This window comes from Streptococcus mitis, from assembly GCF_013305725.1.
GTDB lineage: Bacteria > Bacillota > Bacilli > Lactobacillales > Streptococcaceae > Streptococcus > Streptococcus mitis_BO.
The window spans coordinates 941,879-961,949 of record NZ_CP047883.1; the positions used below are offsets into that span (position 1 = coordinate 941,879).

22 protein-coding genes are annotated in these 20,071 nt (G+C 34.5%); all 22 read left to right on the plus strand.

The annotated features are described in order from the left end of the window. The first annotated feature begins 59 nt into the window (after window positions 1–59). The 22 genes from rlmD to M594_RS04750 all read left to right on the plus strand — a co-directional run bounded on the left by rlmD (window position 60) and on the right by M594_RS04750 (window position 20,030). Window positions 60–1,421 carry a 23S rRNA (uracil(1939)-C(5))-methyltransferase RlmD gene (gene rlmD, locus M594_RS04645; protein ID WP_173876105.1) on the plus strand — a complete coding sequence of 454 codons (1,362 nt, stop codon included), beginning with the start codon at window positions 60–62 and terminating at the stop codon, window positions 1,419–1,421. A 208-nt stretch (window positions 1,422–1,629) separates the two neighbouring features. After that, a complete protein-coding gene (locus tag M594_RS04650; RefSeq protein WP_125448097.1) occupies window positions 1,630–1,803 on the plus strand; it encodes a hypothetical protein in 174 nt (57 codons plus the stop codon). Continuing rightward, a complete protein-coding gene (locus tag M594_RS04655) occupies window positions 1,800–2,579 on the plus strand; it encodes a replication initiator protein A (protein ID WP_173876106.1) in 780 nt (259 codons plus the stop codon). Before M594_RS04650 ends, M594_RS04655 begins: the two co-directional genes overlap by 4 nt. A gap of 99 nt (window positions 2,580–2,678) precedes the next feature. Beyond that, on the plus strand, window positions 2,679–4,037 hold the full coding sequence (gene dcm, locus M594_RS04660; protein WP_173876107.1) for a DNA (cytosine-5-)-methyltransferase: 1,359 nt from the start codon (window positions 2,679–2,681) through the stop codon (window positions 4,035–4,037). Beyond that, on the plus strand, window positions 4,021–4,470 hold the full coding sequence (locus tag M594_RS04665; protein WP_101776862.1) for a hypothetical protein: 450 nt from the start codon (window positions 4,021–4,023) through the stop codon (window positions 4,468–4,470). The genes dcm and M594_RS04665 overlap by 17 nt, the downstream gene beginning before the upstream one ends. Beyond that, window positions 4,463–4,843: a hypothetical protein gene (locus M594_RS04670; protein ID WP_101776863.1), complete on the plus strand. Its 381-nt coding sequence runs from the start codon at window positions 4,463–4,465 to the stop codon at window positions 4,841–4,843. The genes M594_RS04665 and M594_RS04670 overlap by 8 nt, the downstream gene beginning before the upstream one ends. 12 nt (window positions 4,844–4,855) lie before the next feature. After that, entirely contained in the window at window positions 4,856–5,089 is a 234-nt protein-coding gene (locus M594_RS04675; protein WP_000840776.1) for a hypothetical protein, read from the plus strand. Between the two features lie 2 nt (window positions 5,090–5,091). Then, window positions 5,092–5,679, plus strand: coding sequence for a CPBP family intramembrane glutamic endopeptidase (locus M594_RS04680; protein ID WP_101776864.1), 588 nt, complete (start codon window positions 5,092–5,094; stop codon window positions 5,677–5,679). 400 nt (window positions 5,680–6,079) lie between these two features. Beyond that, complete coding sequence (locus M594_RS04685) at window positions 6,080–6,889, plus strand: MurR/RpiR family transcriptional regulator (RefSeq protein WP_101776865.1); 810 nt, start codon at window positions 6,080–6,082, stop codon at window positions 6,887–6,889. A 4-nt stretch (window positions 6,890–6,893) separates the two neighbouring features. Continuing rightward, window positions 6,894–7,595, plus strand: a complete 702-nt coding sequence (locus M594_RS04690; protein WP_024058030.1) for an N-acetylmannosamine-6-phosphate 2-epimerase — start codon at window positions 6,894–6,896, stop codon at window positions 7,593–7,595. A 24-nt stretch (window positions 7,596–7,619) separates the two neighbouring features. Then, the gene (locus tag M594_RS04695; protein ID WP_024058029.1) at window positions 7,620–8,537 is read left to right on the plus strand and encodes an N-acetylneuraminate lyase; all 918 of its coding nucleotides are present in this window, start codon (window positions 7,620–7,622) and stop codon (window positions 8,535–8,537) included. Between the two features lie 27 nt (window positions 8,538–8,564). Further along, window positions 8,565–10,106: a sodium:solute symporter gene (locus M594_RS04700; RefSeq protein WP_024058028.1), complete on the plus strand. Its 1,542-nt coding sequence runs from the start codon at window positions 8,565–8,567 to the stop codon at window positions 10,104–10,106. 25 nt (window positions 10,107–10,131) lie between these two features. Further along, a complete protein-coding gene (locus M594_RS04705; RefSeq protein ID WP_000587140.1) occupies window positions 10,132–10,590 on the plus strand; it encodes a YhcH/YjgK/YiaL family protein in 459 nt (152 codons plus the stop codon). A gap of 1 nt (window position 10,591) precedes the next feature. Then, a complete protein-coding gene (locus M594_RS04710; protein ID WP_254597232.1) occupies window positions 10,592–13,018 on the plus strand; it encodes a sialidase family protein in 2,427 nt (808 codons plus the stop codon). 37 nt (window positions 13,019–13,055) lie between these two features. Then, complete coding sequence (locus tag M594_RS04715) at window positions 13,056–14,165, plus strand: Gfo/Idh/MocA family protein (protein ID WP_000248712.1); 1,110 nt, start codon at window positions 13,056–13,058, stop codon at window positions 14,163–14,165. A gap of 156 nt (window positions 14,166–14,321) precedes the next feature. Beyond that, window positions 14,322–15,212 carry an ROK family protein gene (locus tag M594_RS04720; protein WP_045611605.1) on the plus strand — a complete coding sequence of 297 codons (891 nt, stop codon included), beginning with the start codon at window positions 14,322–14,324 and terminating at the stop codon, window positions 15,210–15,212. Between the two features lie 24 nt (window positions 15,213–15,236). Then, window positions 15,237–15,560, plus strand: a complete 324-nt coding sequence (locus M594_RS04725; RefSeq protein WP_000185368.1) for a hypothetical protein — start codon at window positions 15,237–15,239, stop codon at window positions 15,558–15,560. After that, window positions 15,550–17,541, plus strand: a complete 1,992-nt coding sequence (locus M594_RS04730; protein ID WP_045611603.1) for a V-type ATP synthase subunit I — start codon at window positions 15,550–15,552, stop codon at window positions 17,539–17,541. Before M594_RS04725 ends, M594_RS04730 begins: the two co-directional genes overlap by 11 nt. 15 nt (window positions 17,542–17,556) lie before the next feature. Then, a complete protein-coding gene (locus tag M594_RS04735; RefSeq protein WP_000400484.1) occupies window positions 17,557–18,033 on the plus strand; it encodes a V-type ATP synthase subunit K in 477 nt (158 codons plus the stop codon). A 33-nt stretch (window positions 18,034–18,066) separates the two neighbouring features. Further along, window positions 18,067–18,648 (plus strand): hypothetical protein, encoded by a 582-nt coding sequence (locus M594_RS04740; protein ID WP_045611601.1) that lies wholly within the window; start codon window positions 18,067–18,069, stop codon window positions 18,646–18,648. A gap of 64 nt (window positions 18,649–18,712) precedes the next feature. Beyond that, a complete protein-coding gene (locus M594_RS04745; RefSeq protein ID WP_045611600.1) occupies window positions 18,713–19,720 on the plus strand; it encodes a V-type ATPase subunit in 1,008 nt (335 codons plus the stop codon). Further along, a complete protein-coding gene (locus M594_RS04750; RefSeq protein WP_045611598.1) occupies window positions 19,710–20,030 on the plus strand; it encodes a V-type ATP synthase subunit F in 321 nt (106 codons plus the stop codon). The genes M594_RS04745 and M594_RS04750 overlap by 11 nt, the downstream gene beginning before the upstream one ends. The last annotated feature ends 41 nt before the right edge of the window (window positions 20,031–20,071 follow it).

Below are 20,071 nucleotides of genomic sequence, written 5' to 3' on the forward strand. Positions count from 1 at the left end.
TAATAGATGGTAACCGTAACGTTGCCGTCTTTTTTATCGGCCAATAGAAAGAGAAGAGAATGTTAAAGAAAAATGATATTGTAGAAGTTGAAATTGTTGACTTGACCCATGAAGGTTCTGGCGTGGCCAAGGTGGATGGTTTGGTATTTTTTGTCGAAAATGCTTTACCGAGTGAAAGAATTCTCATGCGTATCCTCAAGGTCAATAAAAAGATTGGTTTTGGGAAGGTTGAAGAATACCTTGTCCAATCACCACACCGTAATCAAGATCTAGATTTGGATTACCTGCGTTCAGGAATCGCGGATTTAGGACATCTTGCCTATCCAGAACAGCTCAAGTTTAAAACCAAGCAAGTCAAGGACATCCTCTACAAGATTGCTGGCATTAGAGATGTAGAGGTCGCTGAGACACTAGGTATGGAAAATCCAATCAAGTACCGCAACAAAGCACAGGTCCCTGTTCGTCGAGTAAATGGTGTTTTGGAAACAGGATTTTTCCGTAAGAATTCCCACGATCTCATGCCTCTAGAAGACTTCTTTATCCAAGATCCTGTGATTGATGAGGTAGTTGTAGCCCTACGCGACTTGCTCCGTCGTTATGATTTGAAACCTTATGATGAAAAGGAACAATCTGGCTTGATTCGTAATCTTGTGGTGCGTCGCGGACACTATTCAGGTCAAATTATGGTTATTTTGGTAACAACTCGTCCCAAAGTTTTTCGTGTGGAGCAATTGATTGAACAACTAATAAAGCAGTTCCCAGAGATTGTGTCGGTTATGCAAAATATCAACGACCAGAACACCAATGCAATTTTTGGTAAGGAATGGCGCACTCTTTATGGACAAGGCTTTATCACTGACCAGATGTTGGGTAATGACTACCAAATCGCTGGACCCGCTTTTTACCAAGTAAATACTGAAATGGCTGAAAAACTCTATCAAACAGCCATTGACTTTGCTGAATTAAAAGAAGATGATGTGGTTATTGATGCCTATTCTGGTATCGGGACGATTGGCCTCTCCGTTGCAAAACATGTCAAAGAAGTTTATGGTGTTGAAGTGATTCCAGAAGCGGTTGAGAATAGCAAAAAGAATGCTCAGCTGAACCATATTTCAAACGCCAGCTATGTCTGTGATACAGCTGAAAATGCTATGAAGGCTTGGCTTAAAGATGGAAAACAACCAACCGTTATCTTGGTTGATCCTCCACGCAAGGGCTTAACCGAAAGCTTTATCAAGGCAAGTAGTAAAACAGGAGCAGACCGCATCGCCTATATCTCATGCAATGTCGCTACTATGGCGCGTGATATCAAACTCTACCAAGAATTGGGATATGAGTTGAAGAAAGTACAACCAGTGGATTTATTCCCACAGACGCATCACGTGGAGTGTGTAGTGTTGCTACAACGAAAAAAAGGGTGAAAATCCTTGATTTTAAGCTATTTTACAAGCATTTTGTCTTTGTAGATAAAGGCAATTTTGACGTCAAAAAAGTCCTAAAAAGGCACATAGATGTATATGTATTTGTTGATGTCGTTTGCGCATCGGAAAAATGAATACAACAATAAATATTTATCTAAAGAGAGAACAATTGTATATTGTTCTCCTTTTTTTATTTTCAGGAGGGAAAATGACAAAAGAATTACAATCATCACGCTATATTGTCATTTCATTTTTAGTACGTGAAATGGGAATAGATATTGTTGAGGCCATATCTATTATGGCTGAATTGGAAAAAAGTGGCTTGGTTCACTTGGAATCAAGTGGAGATTTAACACTCAAAGAACTTGGAGGAGCGCTATGAAACGAATTACCGCAAATCAATACCAAACTTCAGAACGGTATTATAAATTACCTAAAATTCTTTTTGAGGATGAGAAATATATGGATATGAAACTAGAAGTAAAGGTGGCTTATTCTATTTTAAAAGATCGTTTAGAATTATCTCTCAGTCGTGGTTGGATAGATGAAGAAGGGGCAGTCTATTTAGTATTTTCTAATTCTAAACTGATGAGACTGTTAGGTTGTTCGAAGTCAAAATTACTGTCCATCAAAAAAATTCTTAAAGAATATGACTTAATTGATGAAGTCCAACAGTCTTCAAGTGAGAAAGGAAGACTAGCTAATAAGATTTATTTAGGGGAATTATCTTCTACCCCAGTAGCTAGTTCGAACAGGCCTAGTGTTAAAAAAAGACTAGGGCAGGATGAAAATGAAACGGCCCCCGTCTCTTATTCAACCCCTAGTGAGACTGAAGTTAGTGAGACTAAATATAGTGAGACTGATTCTTTATTTATTGAGGAAGAGGAAGAAAGGAATTCTCAACATATTTTGAGAAGAAAAGTAGAAAAGGTCACAAAATATGATCGAGATTATATTTGGGGATTGGTACAAGATCAATTTAGACGAGAGGGTTTTTCTGAAACAGCCAGTGAAATTGCTATGACTGACTTTGAGAGAATCTATCAGTATGCTCTTGACAATGTTCGCTTTGTTAGACGAGCGGAAGTACTTGCTGAATTTGTGTTTAATGGCCTATATTCCGTTTGGAATAACCGTGTTAGAAAAGGAGGTGGTTAAAATGTCGCCAATCGAGTGGATATTAGTTATGCTCATTGTCATTTCAAGTGGTGTGATACTTTGGACATTGATAGTCGATCAGAAAGGGGTAATCAAGAAATGAGATTTATTGATTTATTTTCAGGTATCGGTGGTTTTCGACTAGGAATGGAAAGTGTTGGACACGAGTGTATTGGATTTTGTGAGATTGATAAATTTGCTAGGAAATCTTATAAGTCTATATTTCAAACGGAAGGAGAAATAGAATTTCATGACATACGAGATGTTTCAGATGACGAATTTAAAAAACTTAGAGGGAAAGTCGATGTCATCTGTGGGGGATTCCCTTGTCAAGCATTTTCAATCGCAGGAAGACGATTGGGATTTGAAGATACTAGAGGAACTTTGTTCTTTGAAATTGCTCGAGCGACCAAACAAATCCAACCACGTTTTCTTTTTCTTGAAAATGTTAAAGGCCTACTCAATCACGATAAGGGACGGACGTTCACCACAATCCTTACCACGCTTGATGAATTGGGGTTTGATGTTGAGTGGCAGGTGCTTAACAGTAAGGATTTTGGCGTTCCCCAAAACAGAGAGAGGGTGTTTATTATCGGACATTCTAGAAAGAGAGGTACCCGACTCTTATTTCCTTTCAGACGAGAAGGTCAAGCAACTAACTCTGAGACTTTAAAAATATTAGGGAATTTGAATCCATCAAGAAGTGGAATGAGTGGTAAAGTCTATTATTCAGAAGGTCTTGCGCCAACCTTAGTTAGTGGAAAAGGAGAAGGATTTAAAGTTGCGATTCCTTGTATGACACCAGACAGATTAGAAAAGAGACAAAATGGTAGACGTTTCAAGGATAATCAAGAGCCAATGTTTACTTTAAATACTCAGGATCGCCATGGTATTGTCGTTGTTGGAGATTTACCAACTAGCTTTAAGGAAACTGGTCGCGTCTATGGAAGTGAGGGCTTATCTCCAACACTGACTACGATGCAAGGTGGAGATAAAATTCCCAAAATACTGATTCCAGAACCAATCCAATTTTTAAAAGTCCGGGAAGCAACGAAAAAAGGATATGCTCAAGCAGAGATTGGGGATTCAATCAATTTAGAAAGACCAAGTTCTCAGTATCGTCGTGGTAGAGTTGGAAAAGGTATAGCGAATACGTTAACAACTAGTGGGCAAATGGGAGTAGTAGTTGCTAGCTATGAAGGAGAAGATAAGCAAGTTTATCATGTAGCCGGTGTCTTAATAGATGGACAATTTTACCGTTTGAGAATACGACGAATCACTCCTAAAGAGTGTTTTCGCCTGCAGGGTTTTCCTGATTGGGCTTTTGAAGCTGCTAGAAAAGTCTCTAGTAATAGTCAGCTCTATAAACAAGCTGGTAATAGTGTAACCGTTCCTGTGATTGCCGCAATCGCAAAGAAATTAAAAGAAATAGAGGAAAAAGATGAAAGCATTAAATAAAGAGTCAATACTATATTGTGATGAATTAGAAACAGAATTACATGATGCAGAAATGATGCAATTGGATGAACAAATATTTTTGATGCCCAATTATCCATGTGAGTTTGAAGTAAAATTTTTAGATGATTACCATAAAAAACATAATTACCCACTATTTTATGAATCCTATCTTCAAAACATTATGGAATTCCTGGAAAGTCAGGATATAAAGAACGGAGCTGATGCCTTTGTAGATGATAATCATAATCTTGTTTTTGTTTTATATGGGCAAGGCTATCGAGCCGAGGGAAAAGAGGGAATACTTACAACCCAAGTAACTGTAAAAGCTTTTGATGAAGACAAGAAACCGATTAACTTCGCAAATTTATTAGATTCCTTAATCGTTTCAGAATATCAAATGGAACCGAATCTTTGGGAGGTTTCTCATGATTGATCTCTATCTAAGTAAAAATAGCCAAAGAAATCAACTTCTTTTAGACTTCTTTCAAAAATACGGCATCGAGGTATCTTGTCATTCAGTTTCTGAAATGACAAAGGACAAATTAATTGAGATGATGAGCTATTCTTCAGATTGTTTCGAGTTTTTATCTCCAAATTTATTACGTTTTAAGAATCGAGATAACCTAAAATTAACAGATTTCATCGAAATGATATTAAAAAATCCTGAACTAACCATCAGACTTCCTCTTGCGGTTTCAAATAAGCGAGTTTATCCAAATCTGAATCTGGAGGAGGCTAGAGCTTTATTGCCAAGAGATACGAAACAATTGATTTACATGGCACAAACACATTATTTATCAAGTTAAAGGAGAATCAATATGGCAGAACGATTTTGGGAGAACTTGTCCATTATTTTGGCTGAAAGAAATATCAGCTGGATTGAGTTAACCAGAAAAATGTTTGCGGGAGAGTTTCACTATCCAAGTGAATTGAATCGTTTGTATCAAAAGATTCGTCACTATAAGATGGAACAACGAATGCCTCAAAGTCCATGGGTAGAAAGGATTGTGCAGGTATTAGATTTAGATTATGAAGATTTATTTCGGAGGTAACTATGAAAAGAATAATTCCAGTTTATATATTCCAACAAGTAAATGTCCTATTGGTATCTCTATACTTACTGAAATTTCTTTGTATCGGTGAGTTAACTATACTACAGATTCTCTATGGAGCGTCACTCAGTTCTTTTTTATGGATGTATGGCCAACGAAAACAAGTGGCCAAGGTCAATATGAAAATTAGGATAAAGTGGATTGGTATTGGATTCGTTAGTCTACTGATTATAAGTCTATGTTTTAGTCTGATTCATGCTCAAGAAAGCACGAATCAAGCAAACTTAATTGGCCTTCAACATCAAGTTCCTTGGTTTTCATTTTTATTGTTCTTAACCAATGCGAGTATGGTTGAAGAATTTCTGTATCGAGAAATTTTATGGAACTTGGTTAGAAAATTAGATATACGAGTTGCTTTGACAAGTGTTTTATTTGCTTTAGCTCATCATCCAGGAACCATTCTAGCTTGGTGTTTGTATGTTTCACTTGGGATGTTTTTAGGTATGGTGCGCTATAAATCTGACTTATGGGGCAGTATGGGGCTACATTTAGTGTGGAACCTACTAGTTTATAGTTTGATGTTTTTTTAAAATAGGTGATCTGATTTATCTCATAAATCAGTAGTTTTTATAGGATTATTTTTAATTCGGAAACAAAAATGTATTAACAGCATAAAATAAAGAAACTAGGAACATTTTTTCTATTTTTTTAGAAATAAAATGTTGTATAGAAATTCCGAAAGAAATAATAAAATAAAAATATAAATTAATAAAACAGGTATATATGAGCATATTGACGTCGACAAATGTTCTTGCAAAGCATAAAATACAAATTAAAAGAATAAAAAATTGTTATATTTCTATATTTGTTGTTCTGTTATGAAATGAAAGAAATTGGAAACTAGTTTCTAAATCATGAAAAATATTGAAAAAAAAAAAAATAAGTGTTAAAATAAAGAATGTAAACGTTTACTTTAACAAAGGAGCTCATATGTTACTACAAAAAGAACTAATTCCAATGATAGAAGCTAACTTACCAAATATGGCATATGCTGAAAAAGACGTTGCTAAATTCTTCTTAAAACAGCAATCTCTGGATAATTATTCATGTGAGGCATTGTGCGAATGCCTTAATGTATCCAAAGCAACATTGACTCGATTTGCGAAAAAATGTGGTTTTAAAGGTTTTAGACAATTCATTTTCAAATACCAAGAGATGATTCGTGAGAAAGAAAAGTTAGCATTGTATACAGAGGCTACAGAAAAAGTTTTATCCGACTATGAAGAAATGTTGAGAAAAACTTACACGGTTCTTGATGAAGTTCAACTTGAGCGTATTGCTGAGATGATAGAAACTGCTGAGCGTGTATATCTTTATGGTAAAGGAAGTTCTGTTCTTGCTTTAGAAGAAATGAAGATGAGATTTATGCGTCTCGGAGTCATTGGTGAAGTATTATCAGACGAGGATATGATTTTGTGGAGTAGCTTATTACTTAATGAAAATTGCCTTGTCATTGGAGCATCCGTTTCAGGTCAAACTGATATTGTACTAGAAGGTCTTCAAAAAGCTGCGGATAAAGGCGCTAAAACAGTTTTAATGACTACAAGAAAATTTGACGAAGAAGATTGTTTCTTTGATGAACTATTGTTATTAGCTTCGACCAATCATCTCTCGTATGGCAATCGCATATCACCTCAGTTTCCAATACTTTTAATTACAGACTGCTTATTCTCTCATTATCTGGAAAGTCCAGAGAGACAATATTATTACAATCAAACTATTATCCATAAGGAGGAATAATAAAATGAGCCAAATTTGGACTAAAGAGAAATTTATAAGTCAAGTCCATGGTGGAGTCATTGTTTCTTGTCAAGCTTTACCCGGTGAACCCCTTTATAATGAAGAATTTAGCTTGATGCCTTTTATGGCTAAAGCAGCTTTAGAGGCAGGAGCAGTGGGCATTCGCGCAAATTCTGTGCGTGATATTAAAGCAATTCAGAAAGTAGTAGATTTACCAATAATTGGAATTATCAAAAGAGATTATCCACCTCAAGAACCATATATTACTGCTACGATGAAAGAGGTAGATGAACTTGTAGAATGCGGAACAACAGTCATTGCATTTGATGCAACTTTAAGACCAAGATATGATGGCTTAGTTGTCAGTGAATTTATCAAAAAAATAAAAGAAAAATATCCTAATCAATTGTTGATGGCGGATGTAAGTAATTTTGATGAAGGTCTCTATGCATTTAAATCAGGCGTTGATTTTGTTGGTACAACATTATCAGGCTACACAAGTACAAGTGTACAATCAGATGAGCCTGATTTTGAACTAATGAAAAAATTGGCTGATTTTAATATTCCGGTAATTGCCGAAGGAAAAATTCATTATCCAGAACAATTAAAAAAAGCTTATAGTTTAGGTGTTACCAGTGTTGTCATTGGTGGAGCGATTACACGTCCAAAAGAAATTGCTCAGCGATTTATTAATGTCATCAAATAAAAAACAATATAAAGGAGAAATCTGATGAAAGATTTAACTAAATACAAAGGCGTTATTCCTGCATTTTATGCTTGCTATGATGAAAATGGTGAAATTAGCCAAGAACGTGTAAAATCTCTGGTGCAATATTTCATTGACAAAGGTGTAAAAGGTATCTATGTAAATGGTTCTTCAGGTGAATGTATTTACCAAAGTGTAGAAGATCGTAAACAAATTATTGAAGCTGTTATGGAAGTTGCTAAAGGTAAATTAACAGTTATCAACCATGTTGCATGTAATAACACGAAAGATAGTATTGAATTGGCAAAACATTCAGAAAGTGTTGGAGTCGATGCTATTGCTGCTATCCCACCTATTTACTTCAAATTGCCAGAATATTCAATCGCAGCATATTGGAATGCAATGAGTGAAGCTGCGCCAAATACAGATTTTATCATTTATAATATTCCACAATTGGCAGGGGTTGCGTTGACTGGTAGTTTGTATGCAACAATGCGTCAAAATCCTCGTGTGATTGGAGTTAAAAATTCTTCTATGCCTGTACAAGATATTCAAATGTTTGTAGCTGCAGGTGGAGAAGATTACATTGTATTCAATGGTCCAGATGAACAATATCTTGGTGGTCGTTTGATGGGAGCAGAAGCTGGTATTGGTGGTACTTATGGCGTTATGCCAGATTTGTTCTTGAAATTGGAAAGTTTGATTCAAGAACGAGATTTAGATACTGCTAAAAAACTTCAATATGCTATCAATGAAGTTATCTATAAGATGGTATCAGGTAAGGCAAATATGTATGCTGTAGCAAAAGAGGTTTTGCGTCTAAATGAAAAACTTGATTTAGGTTCTGTTCGTCAACCCTTAGAAGCATTGGCAGAAGGTGACTTGGAAGTTGCAAAACAAGCAGCAGTACTTATTCAACAAGCACGAAAAGAATTTTTATAATAAATAAAATCAATATGGAGATATGTTATGAGCACAACAGGATTTACAATAATTGACTTAATTATCTTGATTGTTTATTTACTTGCGGTGTTGGTTGCGGGTATCTATTTCTCTAAAAAAGAGATGAAAGGAAAAGAGTTCTTTAAAGGAGATGGTTCGGTTCCTTGGTATGTTACTTCGGTATCCATTTTTGCCACAATGCTCAGTCCGATTTCCTTCTTGGGACTCGCTGGTAACTCTTATGCAGGTAGCTGGATTTTATGGTTTGCTCAATTAGGGATGGTTGTAGCTATTCCACTGACAATTCGTTTTATCTTACCTATCTTTGCACGGATAGACATCGATACGGCATATGATTACTTGGATAAACGTTTTAATTCTAAAGCACTTCGTATTATTTCAGCACTCTTGTTTATTATTTATCAATTGGGACGTATGTCTATCATTATGTACCTCCCATCAGCTGGTTTATCAGTATTAACAGGAATTGACATCAATATTTTGATTATTTTGATGGGTGCAATTGCAATTGTTTATTCTTATACTGGTGGTCTAAAATCCGTATTATGGACAGACTTTATTCAAGGTGTGGTTCTGATTAGTGGTGTCGTTGTAGCTTTATTTGTACTGATGGCTAATATTAAAGGTGGCTTTGGTGCAGTAGCAGAAACATTAGCAAACGGGAAATTCCTTGCTGCAAATGAAAAACTTTTCGATCCTAACTTGCTTTCAAACTCCATCTTCTTAATTGTGATGGGTTCAGGCTTTACAATCTTATCTTCCTATGCTTCATCTCAAGATTTGGTTCAACGTTTTACTACAACACAAAATATTAAGAAACTTAATAAAATGTTGTTCACAAATGGTGTCTTGTCACTTGCTACTGCAACAGTCTTTTACTTGATCGGTACAGGCTTGTACGTATTCTATCAAGTACAAAATGCAGGCAGTGCAGCTAGCAATATCCCTCAAGACCAAATCTTTATGTACTTTATTGCATACCAGTTACCAGTAGGTGTCACAGGTTTGATCTTGGCAGCGATTTATGCAGCAGCTCAATCAACTATTTCAACAGGTTTGAACTCTGTTGCAACTTCATGGACATTGGATATTCAAGATGTCATTTCTAAAAATATGTCAGACGATCGTCGTACGAAAATTGCACAATTCGTATCTCTAGCAGTAGGTTTATTCTCAATTGTTGTTTCCATTATCATGGCTCATTCAGATATTAAATCTGCATACGAATGGTTCAATAGTTTCATGGGACTTGTACTTGGTCTACTAGGTGGTGTATTCATTCTTGGTTTTGTTTCTAAAAAAGCAAATAAACAAGGTGCTTATGCAGCGCTGATTGTATCAACCATCGTTATGGTATTTATTAAATACTTCCTTCCTCCAACAGCTGTTAGCTACTGGGCATATTCATTGATTTCAATTTCTGTATCAGTAGTTTCAGGTTATATTGTATCTGTTCTTACTGAAAATAAAGTATCTGCACCTAAATATACAACGATTCATGATATTTCAGAAATTAAAGCGGATTCAAGTTGGGAAGTTCGTCACTAGTCACTAATAGAAAAGAGAAAATAATATGATTATTTCTGAACAATCTGATTTTAGACGATATGCTTCTGTCAATAAACATTTTTCAAAAGTCTGTGATTTTTTAGAAAATACAAATTTGACAGATTTAGTTGATGGAAAAATTGATATTGACGGGGAAAATGTTTTTGCAAATTGTATGACTTATCTAGCTGATGGAGTTCCAGGAGATATTTTTGAAACTCATAAGAAATATTTAGATATTCATATTGTTGTTGAAAATACAGAAAAAATGGCAGTAACTTCCCCAGTTCGTGCTCAGTCACGTGTACCTTTTAGCGAAGAGAAGGATATTGCTTTTTACGATAGCAAAGACTATCAAATTGTTGAATTGCTCCCAGGGAATATGTTGGTGACTTTTGAAGAAGATCTTCACCAACCAAAGATTCATTGCAATGATGAAACTGTTAAAAAACTTGTTATCAAAGTTTTAAACGAGGAAAAATAAAATGAAAAAAAATATTAAACAATATGTAACCTTAGGTACTGTAGTGGTATTATCAGCATTTGTTGCTAACTCAGTTGCAGCTCAGGAGACTGAAACTTCTGAAGTATCAACACCAGAGTTGGTGCAACCTGTTGCACCAACGACTTCGATTTCGGAAGTACAACATAAATCGGGTAACTCTTCGGAAGTTACTGGACAACCTCGAACAGTTGAAACTACTGTTAAGGATCAATCTTCTACAGAGGATGCGATTTCGGGAGTACAACCTAAATCGGATAATTCTTCGGAAATTACTGGACAACCTCGAACAGTTGAAACTACTGTTAAGGATCAATCTTCTACAGAGGATGCGATTTCGGGAGTACAACCTAAATCGGATAATTCTTCGGAAGTTACTGTACAACCTCGAACAGTCGAAACTACTGTTAAGGATCGATCTTCTACAGCGGAAGAAACTCCTGTCTTAGAAAAAAATAATGTTACTTTAACAGGGGGCGGAGAAAATGTTACTAATGAGTTAAAGGATAAATTTACTAGCGGTGACTTTACTGTAGTGATTAAGTACAATCAGTCTAGTGAGAAAGGTTTACAAGCTCTGTTTGGAATATCTAATTCTAAACCCGGTCAACAAAATAGTTATGTAGATGTGTTCCTTAGAGACAATGGTGAATTGGGAATGGAAGCGCGTGATACTTCTTCCAATAAAAATCACCTAGTATCCAGACCTGCTTCAGTTTGGGGTAAGTACAAACAAGAGGCTGTGACTAACACTGTTGCAGTAGTAGCAGATTCAGTCAAAAAAACATATTCTTTATATGCTAATGGTACAAAAGTAGTAGAAAAGAAAGTGGATAACTTCCTAAACATCAAGGATATTAAAGGTATTGATTACTATATGCTTGGGGGAGTGAAACGTGCAGGAAAAACGGCGTTTGGTTTTAACGGGACACTAGAAAATATCAAATTCTTTAATAGTGCATTGGATGAAGAAACTGTTAAAAAGTTGACAACAAACGCTGTTACTGGACATTTAATTTATACGGCTAATGATACAACAGGTTCTAACTATTTCCGTATTCCAGTTCTGTATACTTTTAGCAATGGTCGGGTTTTTTCAAGCATTGACGCTCGTTACGGTGGAACTCATGATTTCTTGAATAAAATTAATATTGCTACAAGTTATAGTGATGATAATGGTAAGACATGGACTAAACCAAAATTAACATTGGCATTCGATGATTTTGCGCCAGTACCATTAGAATGGCCTCGTGATGTTGGTGGACGTGACTTACAAATCAGCGGTGGTGCAACCTATATTGACTCTGTTATTGTTGAAAAAAATAACAAACAAGTACTCATGTTTGCTGATGTTATGCCTGCTGGAGTAAGTTTTAGAGAAGCTACTAGAAAAGATTCAGGTTATAAACAAATTGATGGTAATTATTACCTTAAATTAAAGAAACAAGGTGATACTGATTATAATTATACTATTCGTGAGAATGGTACTGTATACGACGATCGTACCAACAGACCAACTGAATTTTCAGTAGATAAAAAATTCGGTATTAAACAAAATGGTAATTATTTGACGGTAGAGCAATATTCGGTTTCATTTGAAAATAATAAAAAGACTGAATATCGTAATGGGACTAAAGTCCATATGAATATCTTCTACAAAGATGCATTATTCAAAGTAGTGCCAACGAACTATATTGCATATATTTCTAGTAATGATCATGGCGAATCTTGGTCTGCACCAACTTTATTACCTCCTATAATGGGACTTAATCGGAATGCGCCTTATTTGGGTCCTGGACGTGGAATCATTGAAAGCTCAACTGGACGTATTCTTATTCCGTCTTACACTGGTAAAGAGTCTGCATTCATTTATAGTGACGATAACGGAGCGTCTTGGAAAGTTAAAGTTGTGCCACTTCCTTCTAGTTGGTCAGCAGAAGCACAATTTGTAGAATTGAGTCCAGGAGTAATTCAAGCATACATGCGTACAAATAATGGTAAAATTGCATATTTAACAAGTAAAGACGCAGGTACTACTTGGAGTGCGCCGGAATATTTGAATTTTGTTTCAAATCCAAGTTATGGAACACAATTATCAATCATCAATTATAGTCAATTGATTGATGGTAAAAAGGCTGTCATTTTAAGTACTCCAAACTCCACAAATGGTCGTAAACACGGACAAATTTCGATTGGTCTAATTAATGATGATAATACAATTGATTGGCGTTATCATCACGATGTTGATTATAGTAACTATGGATACTCATATTCAACATTGACAGAGTTACCAAATCATGAAATTGGATTGATGTTTGAAAAATTTGATTCATGGTCTCGTAATGAACTTCATATGAAAAATGTTGTACCATATGTAACATTTAAGATTGAAGATTTGAAAAAGAATTAAAGCTGAAATTTAAATATATTGAAAGAGGATAAAAATTATGGTAAATTACGGTATTGTTGGAGCTGGATATTTTGGAGCTGATTTGGCTCGCTCAATGAACAAAATTGAAGATGCAAAAGTGGTTGCGGTATTTGACCCAAATCATGGAGAAGAAGTTGCTCAAGAGTTGGGATCAGATGTTTGTGCAAGTTTAGATGAACTTGTAGCACGTGAAGATATTGATTGTGTGATCGTAGCTTCACCTAGCTACCTTCACCGTGAACCTGTTGTGAAAGCTGCTCAACATGGCAAACACGTATTTTGTGAAAAGCCAATTGCATTGTCTTATGAAGATTGTAAAGCCATGGTTGACGCATGTAAAGAAAATAATGTTATCTTTATGGCTGGTCACATCATGAACTTCTTTAATGGTGTACACCATGCTAAAGAATTGATTACTCAAGGTAAAATCGGTAAAGTTCTTTATTGCCATGCCGCTCGTACAGGTTGGGAAGAACAACAACCAACTGTATCATGGAAGAAACTTCGTTCTCAATCTGGAGGACATTTGTACCACCATATTCATGAATTAGATTGCATTCAGTTCATCATGGGAGGACTTCCTGAAAAAGCGACAATGGTAGGAGGTAATGTATATCATAAAGGTGAAAACTTTGGTGATGAAGATGATATGCTCATTGTAAACCTAGAATACTCTGATGATCGTTATGCTGTTTTGGAATATGGTAATGCTTTCCGTTGGGGTGAACACTACGTCTTGATTCAAGGAACTGAAGGAGCTATCAAACTTGACTTGTTCAATACTGGAGGTACTCTTCGTGTTAAAGGTGAAGGAGAATCACACTTCTTGGTACATGAAACTCAAGAGGAAGATGATGACCGTACAGCTATCTATACCGGTCGTGGTATGGATGGAGCAATTGCGTACGGTAAACCAGGAGTACGTTGCCCATTATGGTTACAAACATGTATTGATAAAGAAATGGAATATCTACATGACATCATTAAAGGTGGAGAAATTACAGAAGAATATGAAAAACTTCTCAATGGTGTAGCTGCTTTAGAATCAATCGCTACCGCTGATGCATGTACTTTATCAGTTAAAGAAGATCGAAAAGTAAGTCTTTCAGAAATCACAAATGCTTAACTATTGTAAAACAGAATAGTAAATTCTTGTCATTATATAATTTCTAAAGTTCTGTGATACAACTCATTGAATAAAGAAATAGAGATGGGACTGGGATAATGCCCAGTCCCATTTTTTATCAAAAAGTAATGAGATCAAAAATGTGGGAGTGATGAAATGAAGATTATAGGGATCGATATTGGCGGAACAACAATTAAGGCAGATTTATACGATGATTTTGGAACGAGTTTAAATCAGTTCAAAGAGATAGAAACAATTATTGACTATGATTTGGGAACGAACCAGATATTAAATCAGGTCTGTGATTTAATTGGTGAGTATATTTTAAATTATTCAATTGATGGTGTTGGGATTTCCACTGCTGGAGTTGTTAATGCTAATACAGGAGAAATCATCTATGCAGGCTATACAATACCAGGCTATATCGGAGTAAACTTTACTTCCGAAATAGAAAAACGTTTTGGGTTGTCTACTTTTGTTGAAAATGATGTTAATTGTGCTGCATTAGGTGAATTGTGGAAGGGACAAGCCAAAGATAAGAAAAATGTAGTAATGGTTACTATTGGAACAGGTATAGGAGGCAGTATTATTGTCAATGGACAAATTGTTAACGGATTTAACTATACTGCTGGTGAAGTAGGCTATATTCCTGTAGGTAATTCGGATTGGCAAAGCAAAGCCTCAACAACCGCATTGATTCATTTATATCAAAAGAAGAGCTTGAAAACTAATCAAACTGGACGCACTTTCTTTACTGATTTAAGTTCTGGAGATAAAATCGCTAAAGAAACTTTTGAAATTTTTGTAGAAAATCTAACAAAAGGTTTATTAACTATTTCTTATCTACTTAATCCAGAAATTCTCATATTAGGAGGTGGGATTCTGGCTAAAAAGGATATTTTGTTACCTGAAATTCAAAGTTCTTTAGCTAAAAATGTAATGGATAATAGGTTTTTGCCTAAAAATGTTGTAGCAGCTACATTAGGAAATGAAGCTGGTCGTATAGGTGCTGTAAAAAATTTCTTAGATAGAATTTCTAATAAATAGTGTGAAAGATAAGGAGGTGTCACAATGACTAACTCTGTATTTTCGACAATGCAAGATATTGAGAATGTTGCAACCGATATTATAAAATCATATGATAATGAGATTTATACGTATAAAGCTGTCTCCCAAAAAGAATTGGAAAAACTAGAAAAAAGTTATGATGAAAAAAGTCACGAAGAATTAATTTCAATAGAAAGCAATTTAGAAATGAAACAACAGAACCTCATTGATGAGGTTAATAAAACAATCAAGGAAAATGATGCAAAGATTCAGTATATTTCATCAAGTAGGAGAGGAGAATTTGTAGAAAAAATTATTGGTAGGGTGGTAGAAAAATATGGCTATTAGTCAGATGAAAAGAATTTCTCTACTATTTACTAAGAGTAGTCTTGATGATGTTTTAAAAACTATTCAAGAACTAGAGTCAGTGCAGTTCCGTGATTTAAAGGTTCAGGATAACTGGTCAGAAGCTCTAGAAAAAGATGAGGTTGTATTTCCAACTATTCAAATTTCTCATACTTCTAATTCCAATCATGGGGTTATTGAAGGAAATGATGCCTTGACTTATTTGTTGAATAAACAACAACATTTGGAAGCAACTGTAGAGAAATTACAAGAATACCTACCGAAAGAAAACACGTTTAAGTTATTACAGCAACCTCCGATAACAACCTCTTATGAAGAATTAGAAAAATTTGGTAAAGCTAATGTTGCTGAAGGTGTTCTTAAAAAAGTGAATGATCAAATAAACAGAGTTCATGAATTAGAAAGAAACATTCAAAGTAATAATGAGGAAATAGAGAGATTAATAAAGTGGGAAAAATTAGAAATTGTTCCTGCGCATTTAGAACAATTTTCTTTCTGTAGAGGAAAAGTCGGAACAATTCCAAGGACTGTAGATAATCGCTTATACAATAATTTTTTAGAAAACAATATCGAAGTTCAAGAAATATTTTCTAATGATAGAGAGTACGGTGTTGTTGTTTTCTATCAGTCCAGTTGCTCTATTGATTTTGATGACTACTTATTTGAACCATTTGATTATTCTAGAAAAGAATTACCGAAGCAGCGAGTAGTAGATTTGGATCAAGAAAACATGCAGTTAATAACTGAAAAAGAGAATATTATCGCATCGTTGCAAGATTCAAAGAAAAATTTGATAGATTTACAATGGCAAATTGACTATATTTTATCTATCTATGCTCGTCAAATCTCTAAGAATAACCTTTTGAGCACTCCGCATCTAGTTGCATTAGAAGGATGGATAGAAGAAACTCGTATTTTATATTTTATAAAAGTTATGGATGAGCGTTTTGGACATTCTATTTATATTTATGAATCGGAAACATTGTCGGATAATCAAGATGAAATACCTATCAAATTAACGAATCACTCTTTAATTGAACCATTTGAATTATTGACAGAAATGTATGCTCTGCCCAAATATTATGAGAAAGATCCTACACCTGTATTAGCACCATTTTACTTTACATTTTTTGGAATGATGGTTGCTGATTTAGGCTATGGTTTACTATTGTTTTTAGGAACAATGTTAGCATTAAAAATTTTTCATCTACCTTCAGTAACTAAGAGATTTTTAAAATTCTTTAATATATTAGGGGTAGCCGTTGCAATTTGGGGTGGAATCTATGGCTCATTTTTTGGATATGAGTTGCCATTTCATCTGATATCTACAACCTCGGATGTCATGACTATATTAGTAGTGTCAGTTGTGTTTGGATTTATTACAGTATTTGTAGGTTTGTTAGCTTCAGGACTACAAAAAGTAAGAATGAAGAAATATGCAGAAGCATATAATTCAGGATTTGCGTGGTGTGTTATTCTGCTTGGCTTGTTATTTATTGCTGTCGGAATGTTGATGCCTGATATTAGACCGTTATTTGTATTAGGGAAATGGGTATCTATTTTTAATGCTGTGGGGATTTTGATTGTTTCTATTATTCAAGCCAAAAGCTTGTCAGGTATTGGATCAGGATTGTTTAATCTATATAATATTTCATCTTATATAGGTGATTTAGTTAGTTTCACTCGATTGATGGCATTAGGATTATCTGGAGCAAGTATAGCATCAGCTTTCAATTTAATTGTTGGTTTGTTTCCGGGGACATTGGCTAAACTGACAATTGGATTAGTATTATTCATTCTTTTACATGCGATCAATATTTTTCTATCGTTACTATCAGGATATGTTCATGGAGCACGTCTGATATTTGTTGAATTTTTTGGTAAGTTTTATGAGGGTGGAGGAAAACCATTTCAACCTTTGAAGGCTTCTGAGAAATATATTAAGGTTATTACAAAGAATTAATGGAGGATATATATAATGGAACATTTAGCAACTTATTTTTCAACCTATGGAGGAGCTTTCTTCGCTGCATTGGGAATTGTATTGGCGGTTGGATTAAGCGGTATGGGGTCTGCTTATGGAGTTGGTAAGGCTGGGCAATCTGCCGCAGCTTTACTGAAAGAACAGCCAGAAAAATTTGCCTCAGCTTTGATATTGCAACTACTGCCCGGAACACAAGGATTATATGGTTTTGTTATTGGAATTTTAATTTGGTTGCAATTAACTCCAGAACTTCCTTTGGAAAAAGGCGTTGCTTATTTCTTTGTAGCTCTTCCAATTGCTATTGTAGGATACTTTTCGGCTAAGCATCAAGGAAATGTAGCAGTAGCGGGAATGCAAATCTTGGCTAAAAGACCAAAAGAATTCATGAAGGGAGCAATTTTGGCTGCCATGGTAGAAACCTATGCAATTCTTGCCTTTGTCGTATCATTCATTTTGACCCTTCGTGTATAAGAAATTAATTTGCTATTCAAAGGAGGTGTCTAAATGAGCAATTTAGAAAACTTACGAGAATCTGTTATTGAACAAGCTCATGAAAAAGGGCGTATGAAATTATTGGATTCCAAAAAGAAGATTGATGATGAATTTGAAATGCAAAAGTCGATCATTGTAAAGAAAAAAGAAGCTGAACATGAACGAAAGTTAAAAGATTTACAGCAGAAATATCAAATAATTTTTCAACAATTAAAAAATAAGGAACGCCAATCAACGTTAGTATCAAAACAGAAAATATTAAAAGAACTTTTTCAATCTGCTTTAATAGAAATGGAATCTTGGAATGCAGATAAAGAAATGGAGTTCATCTATCGAATTCTGGAACGATATTCACAACAAGAGGTCATAGTAACTTTTGGGGAGCGGACTTTAGCTAAATTCAATTTGGAACAATTAGAGAAATTGAAATTCTCTTTTCCAAATCATTTATTTAGTGAACAGCCTGTCTCAAATGAATCAGGCTTACTTATTTCAATAGGTAAAATTGATGATAACTATTTGTATAAAACATTAATTGGTTCGATTTCTAAGGAAGAAAGTTCAAGTATAGCAAATCAAATTTTTATCAATTAAGGATGAAATTGGTTAATCCTTCTTAGAAATTTGGAGTATTCCAATAAAATTAGAAAGGTATTTTATGGATACTAATCTTTTTTCAAAAATAAATACGACGATTTCGGTAAAAGAAAACGATTTTATTACAGAAGAAAAATTTCAAAAAATTATACAATCCAAAGATACGGAGACATTGGCATTTATCTTAGAAGCAACTCCCTATCATTTATCTATTGACGTTTTAGAAAATCCTAGTCAGACAGAGATTTCGCTAATGACAAAATTAGTCAATGATTATAGATGGGCCTATGCTGAAAGTCCGTCTGATAAAATTGTGACTTTATTTGCTTTACGATATGTTTATCATAATATCAAAGTTTTATTAAAATCTAAGGCGGCAATTAAGAAAGATTTTTCTAAATTATTAATTCCAATAGGGATTTTTGATATAGAAAGTTTAAAACATTTAGTTTCTTCCTTACATTCAGATACACTTCCTGATTTTATGGTTCATGAAGTAGAATCAATTTGGAATGAGTATGAAACTTTTAATAATATTCGTGTACTTGATGTCGGAGCTGATCTAGCATATTTTAAACATCTGAAACTTTTATCTAATGAGTTAGGTGGGGTGCTGTCTCAGGTTATTGTTGCAATGATTGACTTTTATAATATTATTACTGTAAAACGTGGTTTATCTCAAAATAAGAGTCATGGGGATATTTTACAATTACTTTCAGATGAAGGAAGTATTTCTGCTAAAGAATTTATATACATTGTAGAAAATCAAGAAATATTTGTGTGGTTCAATAAAATAAATCTAAGCTTAGATTCAATCTTTTCAACTTACGAATTGAAGATGCAGGACGCAACAATTTCATCTTCTGAGTTAGAATTTTTATGTGATTTACTATTGTATAAAACTTTAGATCAAGGAAGGTATAATGTAGATGGGCCGTTAGTTCTTGCTAGATATTTATTGGGATGTGAGTTTGAAGTAAAGAATCTTAGAATGATCATATCAGCTCTTCAAAATACAATTCCTTTTGAATCAATAAAAGAAAGGATACGCCCGCATTATGGAAGCTAATAAGTATAAAATTGGCATAATTGGTAGCTATGATATTATTTTACCCTTTAGCATGATTGGGTTTGATATATTTCCTGCCTATCAAGAACAAGAAGCTACAAATACTCTAAGAAAATTAGCTCAATCTGATTATGGTGTCATTTATATCACTGAAGACATTGCTTCAATGATATTAGATACAATTCGCCATTATGATTCTCAAGTTGTGCCTGCTATTATTTTATTACCGACTCATAAACAAGGTTTAAATTTAGGATTAAAACGTATAGAGGATAATGTAGAGAAAGCAGTAGGACACAATATTTTATAATAATGTACAAAATTGTCTGTAATATTATTCTATAATTTTTG